15 protein-coding genes are annotated in these 14481 nt (G+C 34.7%); 10 read left to right on the top strand and 5 right to left on the bottom strand.

What is annotated here, in order from left to right; all coding sequences use genetic code 11:
* Window positions 1-41: 41 nt before the first annotated feature.
* From nosZ to hemN, 4 genes are all read right to left on the bottom strand, one after another.
* Entirely contained in the window at window positions 42-2003 is a 1962-nt protein-coding gene (gene nosZ / locus ACJJVT_RS03165) for a Sec-dependent nitrous-oxide reductase (RefSeq protein WP_405396414.1), read from the bottom strand.
* Window positions 2004-2036: 33 nt separating this feature from the next.
* Window positions 2037-2546, bottom strand: a complete 510-nt coding sequence (locus ACJJVT_RS03160; protein ID WP_405396412.1) for a c-type cytochrome — start codon at window positions 2544-2546, stop codon at window positions 2037-2039.
* 340 nt (window positions 2547-2886) lie between these two features.
* A complete protein-coding gene (locus ACJJVT_RS03155; RefSeq protein ID WP_405396409.1) occupies window positions 2887-3708 on the bottom strand; it encodes a universal stress protein in 822 nt (273 codons plus the stop codon).
* Between the two features lie 49 nt (window positions 3709-3757).
* Entirely contained in the window at window positions 3758-5119 is a 1362-nt protein-coding gene (gene hemN, locus ACJJVT_RS03150) for an oxygen-independent coproporphyrinogen III oxidase (protein ID WP_405396407.1), read from the bottom strand.
* Window positions 5120-5305: 186 nt separating this feature from the next.
* Here hemN and ACJJVT_RS03145 point away from each other — a divergent pair, with 186 nt between their 5' ends.
* The 8 genes from ACJJVT_RS03145 (at window position 5306) to ACJJVT_RS03110 (ending at window position 11679) form a co-directional block, all read left to right on the top strand.
* Window positions 5306-5695 carry a DUF983 domain-containing protein gene (locus tag ACJJVT_RS03145; RefSeq protein WP_405396404.1) on the top strand — a complete coding sequence of 130 codons (390 nt, stop codon included), beginning with the start codon at window positions 5306-5308 and terminating at the stop codon, window positions 5693-5695.
* A gap of 6 nt (window positions 5696-5701) precedes the next feature.
* The gene (locus tag ACJJVT_RS03140) at window positions 5702-6334 is read left to right on the top strand and encodes a Crp/Fnr family transcriptional regulator (protein ID WP_299800170.1); all 633 of its coding nucleotides are present in this window, start codon (window positions 5702-5704) and stop codon (window positions 6332-6334) included.
* A 69-nt stretch (window positions 6335-6403) separates the two neighbouring features.
* Window positions 6404-7204 carry a sulfite exporter TauE/SafE family protein gene (locus ACJJVT_RS03135; RefSeq protein ID WP_405396402.1) on the top strand — a complete coding sequence of 267 codons (801 nt, stop codon included), beginning with the start codon at window positions 6404-6406 and terminating at the stop codon, window positions 7202-7204.
* Between the two features lie 82 nt (window positions 7205-7286).
* Window positions 7287-8702, top strand: coding sequence for a rhodanese-like domain-containing protein (locus ACJJVT_RS03130; protein ID WP_405396400.1), 1416 nt, complete (start codon window positions 7287-7289; stop codon window positions 8700-8702).
* A gap of 123 nt (window positions 8703-8825) precedes the next feature.
* On the top strand, window positions 8826-10235 hold the full coding sequence (locus tag ACJJVT_RS03125; RefSeq protein WP_405396397.1) for a rhodanese-like domain-containing protein: 1410 nt from the start codon (window positions 8826-8828) through the stop codon (window positions 10233-10235).
* A gap of 89 nt (window positions 10236-10324) precedes the next feature.
* Window positions 10325-10669: a rhodanese-like domain-containing protein gene (locus ACJJVT_RS03120; RefSeq protein WP_405396395.1), complete on the top strand. Its 345-nt coding sequence runs from the start codon at window positions 10325-10327 to the stop codon at window positions 10667-10669.
* Window positions 10670-10764: 95 nt separating this feature from the next.
* Window positions 10765-11397, top strand: coding sequence for a DUF3365 domain-containing protein (locus tag ACJJVT_RS03115; RefSeq protein ID WP_405396394.1), 633 nt, complete (start codon window positions 10765-10767; stop codon window positions 11395-11397).
* 12 nt (window positions 11398-11409) lie between these two features.
* A complete protein-coding gene (locus tag ACJJVT_RS03110; RefSeq protein WP_405396391.1) occupies window positions 11410-11679 on the top strand; it encodes a cation transporter in 270 nt (89 codons plus the stop codon).
* 32 nt (window positions 11680-11711) lie between these two features.
* Here the strand turns inward: ACJJVT_RS03110 and ACJJVT_RS03105 are convergent, their stop codons facing one another.
* Window positions 11712-12587, bottom strand: a complete 876-nt coding sequence (locus tag ACJJVT_RS03105) for a sterol desaturase family protein (protein WP_405396390.1) — start codon at window positions 12585-12587, stop codon at window positions 11712-11714.
* A 226-nt stretch (window positions 12588-12813) separates the two neighbouring features.
* Between ACJJVT_RS03105 and ACJJVT_RS03100 the strand changes: the two genes are divergently transcribed.
* On the top strand, window positions 12814-13020 hold the full coding sequence (locus ACJJVT_RS03100) for a DUF2892 domain-containing protein (protein WP_405396388.1): 207 nt from the start codon (window positions 12814-12816) through the stop codon (window positions 13018-13020).
* A gap of 140 nt (window positions 13021-13160) precedes the next feature.
* Entirely contained in the window at window positions 13161-14471 is a 1311-nt protein-coding gene (locus tag ACJJVT_RS03095) for an FAD/NAD(P)-binding oxidoreductase (RefSeq protein WP_303599923.1), read from the top strand.
* Window positions 14472-14481: the final 10 nt, after the last annotated feature.

The following is a 14481-nucleotide window of genomic DNA, read 5'->3' as shown; positions in this document are numbered from 1 at the left end:
CCTGCTTTATATTTAAATAACTTAACTACCTATCTTTAAAATTACTCACCTAAAGACCAAGAAAGGTCAAGATTAGACGATGCAGGCGATACTCTTACGTAACCTTGCATCTCTTGGTGTAAAGCAGAACAAAAATCTGTACAGTAAAATGGCCATACTCCTTCTTGCTTAGGTTCCCAAACAGATGTTTTTGTTTGACCAGGCATTATTAGTAAACCAGAATTCTGTTGTCCGATCATCATAAAGCCATGTGGTACATCAAAATCTTGCTCATGGTTCGTGATATGGAAATATACTTTATCACCTACTTTAATACCTTCAATATTATCTGGAGTAAAGTGACTACGGATCATTGCCATATACACATGTACTTCATTACCATTTCGCACTACTCTTGCATCTGAGACATTTTTTGTAGCAAATGGATGTTCGTTTTCTGCCAGTTTATATATTTTCTGCGATTTAGGTGCTAATATCGATGCTGGTATAGCTGCTGCATAGTGTGGCTCGCCATGTGTTGGAAAGTCATATATAAGCTCCATTTTATCTCCAGATATATCATACAACTGCGCAGAGTGCTCTAATTCAGGACCCGTTGGCAGGTATCTATCTTTAGTAATCTTGTTCAACGATACTAGATATTTACCGAAAGGCTTTCTAGAGTTACCACCAGGGATCATACAGTGACCTACAGAATAAAAAGTTGGTTTTCTATCAATAACTTCCCATGTTCCTAATTTCCATTTTACAACTTCTGATGAAATAAAGAACGTAGTATACGCATTACCTTCACCATCAAACTCGGTATGTAATGGACCTAAGCCTCCACTTTTTACAGTGCCACCAAGTACATCTTCAAATTTTAAAATTGGAAGACCATAAGCTTCACCATCAAACTTCTTGCCTTCAATTGCAGCAATCATTTTATCAAAAGAGAAAGCTGTAAGATCCGCAGATAGTTTACCATTACCAATAATGTAATCGCCTGACGGACTTACATCTACCCCATGTGGAGATTTTGGTGTAGGCATAAAGAAAATCGCACCTGGTACTTTTGTAGGGTCTATTGTTAGAACCTCTTTCTTCATCGTTGAAGTAGCACTATGTGTCTCATCGCTATACACGTTATGTGTATAATTTGCAGGTACCATTGTACCACCACCATTTTCAATATACTCTTCAATTTTTTTCCAGTTTACTGCTGCAATAAAATCTTTATCGTTTTGAGAAGCGTTAACCTCTAACAATGAATTCGCTTCTTCTGTATTATACGTGGTAAAGAAAAACCAACCGTGAGATTTACCCCTACCTGGGTGAGACAAATCATAATTAAAACCAGGCATAATTAACTGGAATTTTATATCCATTCTACCCGTTTCAGGTTCTACACTAATAAAAGATAAGGCACCTTTAAAGTTTCCTTTATAATCTTTTATAGGCATATCTCTTTGTGGAATAGGAACTGAAAAACGTGTACCTGCCACTACATACTCTGAATTTTCCGTGATATAAGAAGAACTGTGGTTACCCGCACTATTCGGAACTTCTATAATCTCAGCAGTTTCAAATGTTTTTAGGTCAATTCTAGCTATACGTGGTGTGTTATTTCCATTTATGAAAAGCCATCTACCATCTAATTCACCATTAGTCTGAGAAATGTCTGGGTGGTGAGAATCATCAGTTGGTATAAAACCGAAAGAAGTTTCTAACATAGGTTTTGTTTCTTCTGAATACCCATATCCATTAGTTGGAAATTGAGAGAATACAGGAATTTCTTTGAACATACGCCCAGAAGGAAGGCCATAAACGGTTACGTTACCGCTATACCCACCAGACATGAATGCGTAAAACTCATCATGTTCACCAGGTGCTACATATACTTTCTCTGCATTATTTGATGCAAGTGCTCCATTTGAAGATGCCTTACCGTTTTGGTCGCCGCAACCTGAAAGAAGCAGAATTGGCCCTAGAGCCGCTGCTAGATAATAGAAGTACTTTTTCATTTTATTTATGTTTGTGGTTATCTTATTTATTTACTACTCTAATGTTCTAAAATATTCAAGTATGCTGCGAGCCTGATCTTCGGTCAACCCTTGGTTAGCCATTGGAGCCCCATTAAATTCTGCCATAAGTTCTTTTGCCAAAGGATCTTCTTTAACCATTACCTCAGGATTAAGAATCATGTTCATAATCCATTCTGGACTACGTCTTTTTATTACCCCTGTTGGAGCCGGACCAATGAATTTTTTATCTATTCTATGGCAAGCCATACACATTTGACTATAAGTCTCTTCACCTTTTTTTGCCAATGCCATATCAATCTCAGGAGATAAAGTCACAGAGGTAATAGGGCCTACTCCTTTATTTTCTAAATCTACACGCTCAGAAGGTTTTTCTGTACTAGTTTCAGTAACAGCCTCTGTTGCTTTTTCTGTAGTTTTGGTACGATCTACACTGAACCCCTCTTTTTTCTTTTCTTCTTTGCCTCCACATGCCATTAGTAGCAGTGAAAACATTATCACGGTACTTCTTAAAACTATTTTCATTTTTATATGATTATTGATTATTGATTATTTAATAGGACAAATGTATCCGGTATTAAAAAAGAAAAATATGATTTATGTCATGATCTAGGATAAAATTGTCCTTATTAAGGGTATATCGATGAAAATTTCATCACTAACTACCTAAATACTTTGATATTTATCATATAATAAAATTATAAATCATTGAAAATCAATTTTTTAATTAAATTATTAGATTCTACGTTACTGAATTTATATACTTTATTTATGACATTAATTTTCTTGATAAATCATTTTTAAAAACAAATAAACCCAAGGCAAATGCCTTGGGTTTATTCTTGCTTATAGACTAGGTTAGTATCTATATTTTGAATGTAATAACTGGTATTCTTGAGTGGTTTACAACATCTTCGCCAATGCTGCCATTAAACATATGGGAAATACCTTTACGACCGTGTGTAGGCATTGCTATAGCATCTGCCAAAATGGTTTTACCATAATTGATAATACCCTGCTCAACACTGTAATCATTATAAATTTCAACCTGTTGTGCCGAATTGGCCTTAGTTAAAAATTTATTTATTTTTTGATAAGCATCTTTATTACTTAAAAATTCATCGTTTGGCGTGTTGATAAAAACAACCTCCATGCTAGCACCTAGCATCGCTGCAAACTCCTTAGCTTTTTGAAAAGCTGGTAAATTATCATCATTAAAATCGCATGCGAATACAAAACGATCTAAGCTTAAATTTGTAACCTCGCCTTTAATCACTAAAACTGGTACTGTAGCGTTACGAACCACTTTTTCTGCATTAGAACCAATAAACATTTCTTCAAATCCGCTAGCTCCATTAGAACCCATTACTATTAAATCTGCATCATGTTCTTTAGCTATAACATTTAGCTCACTGAATACTTTATAATGCTTAATTACAGGAGTTACGGTAACGCCTTCTAAATAAGGCTTTTCTAAAAACTCTTTTAAATTCTTTTCTGCCAATTTCACCAAGAAAACTGTCTGCTCAATGTACATACCATCTGGCGAAGTAATTATTGCCTGGTTTAACTCTAGCATATGAACTACCAATAGTTCAACTTTATGTTTTTTAGCCAAATCTGCAGCTGCCTTTAGCGCTTGTTCTGACTGATTTGAAAAATCTGTAAGTACGATTATTTTTTTCATGGTAATTTAATTTAGCAATTATTAAGATTAGGAACTTCTATTTTTAAAATTAAACGGTCATTGAAAACAACTTGGTATCTGGTTTCTTATTTTGCAATGGCAAATCAAAAGCCATACATACGTTTCTAACAAATGGCCTACCCTTTTCTGTTATTTGAAGACTACCTTCGGTAATGGTCACTAAACCATCTTCTTCCATTTCTTTTAACCTATTTAGAATACTTTCTATTTGTGGTAGATGTAACTTAAATTCACTCCAAGTTGTTTTAAACTGGCACATTAAATTTAAAATATGTCTTCTTATAATTTGATCTTCTTCTGTTAAAATATGACCTCTATAAAGCGGAATTATGTCATTTTCCACTAAGTTCTGATACTCCTCAACATTCTTTACATTTTGGGCAAACCCGTACCAACTATCGCTTATACTCGATGCTCCTAACCCAACCATTAAGTGGGTATTAGAGCTGGTATAGCCCATAAAATTTCTGTGCAGGCTTCCATTTTCCATCGCTTGAAACAAACTATCTGATTCTAGTGCAAAATGATCCATTCCTATTTCATGATATCCATAATTCAATAGCAATTCTTTACCAACTTCATACTGCATTCTCTTTTCATCTCCTGCAGGTAAATCTGCATCATTATAACCACGTTGACCGTTGCCTGCCAACCAAGGCACATGTGCATAACTGTAAAAAGCAATACGGTCTGGTTTTAATTCTTTGGTCTTTTCTATTGTATTAATTACATGTTCTAATTTCTGGTGCGGAAGACCAAATATGATATCGTGACTTATGGAAGTATACCCTATTTCACGAGCCCACTCGGTTACATTTTTTACATTTTCAAAAGGTTGAATTCTATTGATTGCCTTTTGTACAGTTTCATTATAATCTTGCACACCAAAGCTTACTCTTCTAAACCCAACATTATACAATGCTTGCAAATGTTCTTTAGTGGTATTATTGGGGTGCCCTTCAAAACTAAACTCCGCATCATTTGCCTTATCGGCTATTCGTAGAATACCATCAATTAAATACTTCAAGTTTTCTGGAGTAAAAAATGTTGGTGTACCACCGCCTAAGTGTAGCTCTTTTATAATCGGTTTTTCATCAAACAACTCTCTATATAATCGCCATTCTTTTAATACAGCTTTTATATAGGGCATCTCTAAATCGTGTCGTTTTGTAATTCGCTTATGACATCCGCAGAACGTACACATACTTTCACAAAATGGTAAATGTATATAAAGACTAATACCAGATACAGAGTTACTAACGTGAAAACTCTTTTTCACCGATGCTTCCCATTTTTTTCCTGAAAAGGTATTAATATCCCAAAAAGGAACTGTAGGGTAACTAGTATATCTAGGTCCTGGTACATTATACTTTTGAACAAGCGAACACATAAACTTTTAATTTAGTCACAAACATACATGTCATTGCCTGTATAAAATATGATTTATATCAGTTCAGGTATTTATGAAAAAAGATAACTTTCAAGAGAAACTAAAGCACCAATAGACCGGCTTATGTAACCAATGTTACAATACTAAAAAGTAAGATCTAATAGTTTTGTTTTTAAATTTAAAAGCATGTTACCACAGGGTTCTAAATTGTACAGTATTATTTTTTTGAAATGCCCACGATGCCACAAAGGTGAATTCTTTGAGGCTAATCCTTATAAATTAAGTAACTTCAATAAAGTAAAGGAGCGTTGCCCAAAATGCGATTTAAAATATAGCATTGAACCTAGTTTTTACACGGGTTCTATGTACGTGTCCTATGCAGTTGGTATTGCTGTAGCTGTTGCAGCATATGTTTTAACCTTGATTTTTGGTTTAGAGCTTTCTATAGGCGCATTATTTGTAGTGATAGTTACCGCTTTGGTATTGACCATGCCTTGGATCGCTGCAGTTTCTAAATCTATTTGGGCGAATATATTTTTTAAATTTGATAAAGAAATAGCAAAGAACATTAATTAACCAAGAATGATTCAAGACCTAAAGGAAGAATACGGAGATATCTTTGAAGAAGAGCTGATCAATGAAATTGTACAGGTAGGTACTTTTAAAGAAGTACAAGAAGGTTATAAATTCATGGAGATCGGTGACTACATTAGAGGTATGCCTTTATTAATATCTGGAGTCATTAAAATTTTAAGAGAAGATGAAGATGGCGATGAACTATTGCTGTACTATCTAGAAAAAGGTGACACCTGCTCTATGACCATGGCATGTTGTATGGGCGACAAAAAAAGTGAGATCAGAGCTATAGCCGAAACTGATGCCAAATTGATTATGGTACCTATTCAGAAAATGGAAGAATGGACCGGCAAATATAAATCTTGGAGAAACTTCGTATTCAATAGTTATCATGTTAGATTAAATGAACTTTTAAGCACTTTAGATAATATCGCTTTCCAAAAGATGGATGAACGCCTAATTGGCTATCTAAAAGAAAAAGCTAGGGTAACAAAAGACAATATAATTCATAGTACCCATCAAGATATCGCCTACGATCTTCATAGTTCTAGAGTCGTAATCTCCAGACTTTTAAAGAAGCTTGAAGAAATGGGCAAGATTAAACTTCACCGTAATTATTTAGAAATATTAGATTTATAATACCTCTGTAACCAATGTTACTGCGAAGATTTTTGCACCGCTCTACTTTTGTGATATCAAATACATCACATGGAAATTTTGCAAATTCTTGGTTATATCAGTGCCTTAATTATAGGTATTTCATTAGGCTTAATTGGAGGTGGTGGTTCTATTTTGGCAGTTCCTGTTTTAGCTTATCTATTTTCAATTAACGAAAAAGCTGCAACCGCTTACTCCCTTTTTATTGTTGGTGCAAGTGCATTAGTCGGTGGCTGGCAACAGCATTTAAAAGGTTACGTAGATTGGCGTACTGCCATCGTATTTGGTACTCCCTCTATTATTGGTGTTACCTTGGTTAGATACTATGTGGTACCTGCAATGCCCGATGTTTTATTTCAAATTGAACACTTTCAATTTACACGTAGAATGGTAATGTTCGGTCTCTTCGCCATTTTAATGATACCCGCTGCATATTCTATGCTTAAAAAAGAAAAAAATGCTATTAAGGACGGAGATGTTTCTTATAACTATCCATTAATTTTATTAGAGGGACTCATAGTAGGTAGCATTACTGGCTTAATTGGCGCCGGTGGCGGATTCTTAATTATTCCTGCATTGGTCATACTGGCGAATGTTGAAATGAAAGTTGCCGTAGGTACTTCTTTAATTATAATTGCCATTAAATCTTTAATGGGTTTCTTTTTAGGCGATGCAATGAACATGCTTATCGATTGGAAGTTTCTTGCCATTTTTACATCACTATCTTTTGTTGGTATTTTTATTGGTAGTTACCTCAGCAACTTCATAGATGGTAAAAAATTGAAGAAAGGTTTCGGCTATTTTATTCTTGTTATGGCTGCCTTTATTTTCTACATGGAATTCTTTAAATAAAATTTCGCTTATGTGACTAATGTCACTGTACACGTTTTAAAGAAAGGGTAATTTTATGTTGTAAATCAAAATATTCAACAACATGAAAGTAGAACAAATTTATACAGGGTGTTTGGCACACGCTGCCTATTATATAGAAAGTAATGGTGAAGCTGCAGTATTTGATCCGTTAAGAGAAGTACAGCCATACCTTGACCGCGCAAAAAAAGACAATGCAAAAATCAAATATGTTTTTGAGACCCATTTTCATGCAGATTTTGTAAGTGGTCATTTAGATTTACAAAAAAAGGTAGGTGCAGAAATTGTATTTGGTCCTGGTGCAAAACCTAATTATAAAGCAACTACGGCGAAGGACAATCAAATATTTGAAGTGGGTGATTACAAGGTAAAAGTGATTCACACGCCTGGTCATACAATGGAAAGTACCACCTACCTATTAATAGATGAAAATGGAAAAGAGCATGGTATTATCACTGGCGACACCTTGTTTATAGGCGATGTTGGTAGACCAGATTTAGCACAACACGTCGTAGCGGATTTAACCGAAGAAAAGCTCGCTGGTTATTTATACGATTCTTTACGCAATAGAATTATGCCACTGAGCGATGATTTAATTGTGTACCCTAACCACGGTGCAGGTTCTGCTTGTGGTAAAATGATGAGTAAAGAGACTACCGATACATTAGGGCATCAAAAGAAAGTAAACTATGCGTTGAGACCAGATATGACCAAAGCCGAATTTATAAAAGAACTCTTAACCGGACTCACAGCTCCTCCAGGGTATTTTCCTAAAAATGTTTTAATGAACATTCAAGGGTACGAAAGTTTAGATAAAATTATGGATCGCGCCACTACCCCATACACCCCCGTGGCTTTTGAGGCTGTTGCTAATGAAACTGGAGCTTTAGTTTTAGATACTAGAAATGCTGAAGATTTTGCAAAAGGATTTATTCCTAATAGTATTAATATCGGACTCGAAGGTAGTTTTGCGCAATGGGTAGGTGAAATGATACCAGATATTAAGCAAGAAATTTTATTGGTCACTTACAAAGACAAACAAGAAGAAGCCATTACCCGTTTGGCAAGAGTTGGTTATGATCATACTGTAGGCTTTTTAGATGGTGGTTTTGATACATGGAAAAATTCAGGAAAAGATTTTGAGGTAAGCAACAGAATTAATGCCGATGAATTGGAAGCTGAATATGAAACAGATAAACCTTTAATCATTGATGTTAGAAAAAAGAGTGAATTTGATGCTGAACATGTGGTTGGGGCAATCAACGTTCCACTAAATGAAATTAACCAGCATCTATCTCAGTTTCCAAAAGACAAGCCCTTTGTTTTACATTGTGCCGGTGGGTATAGAAGTATGATCGCAGCTTCAATTTTAAAACAAAGAGGATGGCAAGATTTTACTGATGTTAGAGGTGGTTTTGAAGCTATTTCAAAAACAACACTACCTAAAACCGCATATGTTTGCCCATCAACACTTTTGTAATATTCAAGACTAAAACAGCGCTGTTTTTTCAGCGCTGTTTTACTTCTAAATACCTATGTAACCTAAGTTACTGTGTAGTCCTTTTTACAAATGTAGTTTTGTATCAATAATAAATATGAACTTATGAAAGTAGAACAAATTTATACTGGTTGTCTTGCGCAGGGTGCTTACTACATTGAAAGCAATGGCGAAGTCGCCATTATTGATCCTCTACGAGAAGTACAGCCTTACATAAAGAAAGCTGCGGCAGATAACGCTAAAATCAAATATATTTTTGAAACACATTTTCATGCCGATTTTGTAAGTGGTCATGTAACCTTGGCTAAAGAAACTGGTGCTGATATTATATACGGACCAAAAGCGAATCCGTCTTTTGAAGCTATTATCGCAAAAGATAATCAAGAGTTTAAATTAGGTAACGTTACAATTACTGCATTACATACTCCTGGTCATACAATGGAAAGTACCACGTATTTATTAAGAGACGCCAATGGTAAAGACTATGCAATTTTTAGCGGAGACACGTTGTTTTTAGGTGATGTCGGCAGACCTGATCTTGCACAGAAAATGGGTGAATTAACAGAGCGTGACCTTGCCGGATTCTTATTTGACAGTTTACGTGAAAAAATTATGCCTTTAGCAGATGACGTCATCGTTTATCCTGCTCATGGTGCCGGTTCTGCATGTGGTAAGAATATGATGAAAGAAACGGTAGATACATTGGGCAACCAAAAGAAAATGAATTATGCCTTACGTTCAGATATGACGAAAGAAGAATTTATTGACGAAGTAATTGACGGATTACTACCGCCGCCACAATATTTTCCTTTAAATGTAAAACTGAACAAAGAAGGTTATGAAGATATAAAAGAGGTATTAGTACGTGGTACAAGAGCACTTTCGCCAAAGGCTTTTGAAGCAGCGGCTAATGAAACTGGCGCTATAGTTTTAGATGTTCGTCATCAAGATGAATTTGCAAAAGGTCATATTCCACGTTCCATATTTATAGGATTGGATGGTAGTTTTGCCCCATGGGTAGGTGCTTTAATTGCAGATGTAAAACAGCCAATTGTACTAGTAACTCCTGTTGGTATGGAAGAAGAAACTGTAACTCGATTATCTAGAGTTGGTTTTGATGGTACGCTAGGATATTTAGAAGGCGGATTCGATGCTTGGAAAAAAGCTGCAATGGAATATGATACTGTAAGCCAGGTTGATGCAGATGAACTTAAAAAAGCTATTGAAACCGATCACGTACCGGTATTCGATGTACGCAAAGAGTCCGAATATCTTTCTGAACATATTATTGATGCTAAAAACACACCGCTAGATTTTTTAAATGATCATTTAGCCGAGTTCCCAAGCAAAAAATCATTTTATGTGCATTGCGCAGGTGGTTACAGAAGTATGATCGCATCATCTATTTTAAAAAGTAGAGGTATTCATAATCTTATAGATGTAAAAGGCGGATTTAAAGATATTAAAGATGCTGGTATACCAGTAACTGAATTTGTTTGCCCTACTACATTATAATTATTTTTATTGGTTGGTTATTGAAAGAAACGGTCATATACCAAGACCGTTTCTTTCTATTGTTGAATATTAATTTTAAATAAAATACTATGTCATTTTTAAGTACACTCTTTGGTAAAAAGGAAGAAACCGCAGGTAATATCACTATACTTAACAAGAACGAATATGCCACGCAAATTGTAGCTAACAATATCAAACCTTTTGATGTTAGAACACCGTCTGAATATAACAGTGGTCACATTAAAAACGCTATAAACGTCGATTTTTTTAACGGTGGCAACTTTAACGCTTACTTTGAAAAAGTAAATAAAGAAAAACCGGTATATGTATATTGTAGATCAGGTGCAAGAAGCCAAAAAGCAGCTCGTAAACTATTAAAAATGGGCTTTACACAAGTATATGATCTTAAAGGAGGTTATACTTCTTGGAATTAAAATCAAAAGCTATCTTTAATAGGTAGCTTTTGGTAGTTTATCTACTAAGGGTAGTATAATTTAAAGGCAATCAACATAGTTTAAATGTCATACTTATGAAAAATATCTTTTTAATATTAGCGATTGTTTTTGCATTCAGCTGTAAAGATTCTCCAAAGGTAAAACAAGAAGTTTTAGACAATTCTGACAGTACATCTTTGAGCATTGGCACACCAGAAATAGATACTAAAATAAACGATAGTCTACTTTTAGAAAAAGGTAAAATGTATGCCCAAACTACCCAAAAAGTTTTAGGTAAGAATCTTATGCTCAACATTCAAAAAAATGGTCCATTAGGTGCTGTAGCGTTTTGTAATGAAAAGGCATATCCTCTAACAGATAGTATGGCAATTGTTCATAATGCTAAAATTAAAAGGGTAAGCGATAAACCTAGAAATCAAAATAATAAAGCAAGTAAAAAAGAGCTTGAATATATTGAGTTTTTTAAATCAAAAATTAATAACAACGAGTCTTATGAACCTATACTAACGAATGAGAATGGAATTACTAATTTCTATTCCCCTATAGTTACTAATACCATGTGCCTAAATTGCCATGGTGTACCAGAAACAAATATCGACCCAAAGGTTACACAACTTTTGACCGATAAATACCCATATGACGAAGCTATAGGCTATAAAGAAAATGAGGTTAGAGGCATTTGGAGTATAAGTTTTAAAGACAAATAAAATAAATAAGATATGACATCAGTAATTCCTATTCAAAATTTAAAATGTGGTGGCTGTGCCAAAACAATTATTTCTAAATTAGAAGAGATACCTACCATAACCAATGTAACGGTATCAGTAGAATCATCATCAGTTTCTTTTGATGCTTTAAAGCAAGAAGATATAGCTACTGCAAAAACTAAATTAAAGGCTATTGGCTATCCAAGTCTAGACCAAGATAATTCGGTACTTTCAAAAGCGAAGTCCTTTGTAAGTTGCGCCACAGGTAAACTATCTGACTAATTTTAAAAATATAAAGAAGAAGTAATTACGTATTACTTCTTCTTTGTTTTAAACCCATGAGTCATCTGTCCTAAAAAGTCTTGCGGTAAATTCTCATCTCCTGGGTAACCTAATTTAACATCTCCGCTATCTTCCGGTATATAGTTCGTTTTAAATATATAATCCCACAGGCTTAAGCTGATTCCGAAATTTACACCGTAAGTGCCCTCCGGCAAATCATATGCGTGATGGTATAAGTGCATAACCGGGTTATTTAAAATATACTTCAAAGGTCCCCATGTAATTTTAATATTAGAATGGTTTAAATGACCAATTGCTATAGCGGCAAAATGAACGATATAGGCTTGTTCTGGCTCAAAACCTCCAAGAATCATTACACCGAAAGTCTTTAATGGTTTGTATAGAATATTCTCCATCCAATGGTAACGTAAATGAGCTGCAAAGCCCATTTCTTTTACACTATGGTGTACTTGATGAAATTTCCATAGAAAGGCGTACTTGTGTAATAATGTATGTGTAAACCATTGCACAAAATCTAATACTATAAAGAACAATAACAACTGCCCCCACATTGGCCAACCAGAAATATCTATTAATGCCAAACTATTTGCTTTTACACCAATATCACTAAAAAACACTTGTAGTAATTTATAAATACCACTTATGGCAATGGCAAATAGAAAAAAGTTGAAGAACATATAAAAACCGTCTAACCAAAAGTCTTTTCTAAACACCCCTTGTTGTATTCTCCAAGGAAAAACAATTTCTAACAGCCAAACTATAAGCGATATTGATATTAAACCCCAAAAGTAATTAAGATACCAGGGCACTTGAAAAATGATTGATTTCCATGTCCAACTTAAAGTTCCTGTTATCGCATTTAAAAACGCATCTATATATGCTTCCATTCCTCTAAAGCTTTTTGCAAAAATAATGTAATAATTATGGCCTTGCTGTAACAAAAGTTACTTTAAAAACCACGGTCAGCCATTAGTTTTGAGCTGACCAATGTCATATGTCAATTTCTTAGTTTATAGTACTTTGGTAAAGTATAAGATATATCAAGTACTATAACTATTGAGTATGTCTACTATATAGTGTCAACATTACAAATAACATTTAAAAACTAGTATCATGAAAAAGAATATGGGAACCACAGACAAATTCATAAGATTTATCATTGCCGCAATACTTTTGATTGCATTTTTCACAGAAGCCTTAACAGGTGTTTTGGGTTATATAGCATTAGCAATAGCAGCCATTTTCATCTTAACTTCATTTGTTAGTTTTTGCCCTCTATATACACTTTTTGGCGCTAATACCTGTAAAATTAAAAAGTAAGGTTACCTTAATTACCCTAAAATAATTTACTTAAAGAAATAGACGACTAATTTGCGTGTTGATAATGCTATGTAACATTTGTTACATAATATCTATTTTGTATCTGTTATATTTATCAAATTCACAAAAATAACAGCAAAATGAGTTCACATCATCAGGTATTAATTATTGGGGGAGGTACTGCAGGTATCATGGTAGCAGCACAGCTTCTTACTCAAAAGAAAGCAAAAGACGTTGCAATTATTGAACCCGCAGATACGCATTATTATCAACCTGCATGGACTCTAGTAGGTGCCGGTACCTATGACTTTGACAAAACTGCCCGCCCAATGTCATCGGTTATTCCAAAAAATGCTACTTGGATAAAAGATAAGGCAACAGGTTTCGACCCCGAAAATAATATCGTACACACTGCCTCAAAAGGGGATATTACATATGATTACCTAGTAGTTGCACCAGGTCTTGCATATGATTTCAGCTTAGTGCCTGGCTTAGGTGAAGCTATAGATAAAGGTGTTGTATGTAGTAATTATACAGACCCTAAACATACTTGGGATGTTATTAAAAACTTCAAAGGTGGCACCGCACTTTTTACGCAACCTACAACCCCTATTAAATGTGGTGGAGCACCACAAAAAATAATGTACTTGGCAGAAAGTCATTTTAGAAAAAGTGGAATCCGTAAAAAAACAGATGTCATTTTCGCTACTGGTGGTACGGTTATTTTTGGTGTAAAGAAAATAGCTAAAACTTTAATGGAGGTAGTTGACCGTAAGGATATTAACCTTAGGTTTCATCATAAACTTGTGGCTGTCGATGGTGATAAACAAATTGCCTGGTATGAAATGGGTCAAGAAATTACCGCTGGTGGTTGTGTGGTTATCTCTAGCAACAAGGTCGATGACTTAAAATTAGACGAAAAATTTCAATATAATTATAAGGATGTAAAAGTTAGCGTTGATGGCAACCGTTATGGAATTCATTATGATATGATGCATACCGCCCCACCTTCTGTAGCTCCTAAATTTGTAAAAGATTCAACTTTAGTTAACGCTGCGGGTTGGTTAGATGTTAACCATCAAACTATGCAACATAATACCTATGCCAATATCTTTGGCTTAGGAGATGTCGCTGCATTACCTACCGCTAAAACCGGAGCCGCAATTCGTAAGCAGGTGCCTATTGTAGTTGACAACTTAAATCTTTTAATGAATAGTCATAAAATGGGAACTAAATCTTATAATGGATATTCTTCATGCCCATTAGTAACGGACTATGGAAAAATGGTGTTGGCAGAATTTGATTATGATAACAACTTTACGCCAGATCCTAAATTGAAAAGAATGCTCATAAACGATTCTTCTAAAGAGCACTGGAGATTATGGATGCTAAAAAAATACGGACTACCCTACTTATACTGGAACAAAATGATGAAAGGTCAAGATGTTTAATTTTAAAAAA

Origin of the sequence: Maribacter sp. Asnod2-G09 (genome assembly GCF_045063795.1) — a bacterium.
In the GTDB taxonomy this organism is placed as follows: Bacteria; Bacteroidota; Bacteroidia; order Flavobacteriales; family Flavobacteriaceae; genus Maribacter.
The sequence above is the reverse complement of the archived record's forward strand: the minus strand, read 5'-3'. Positions and strand labels throughout refer to the sequence as shown.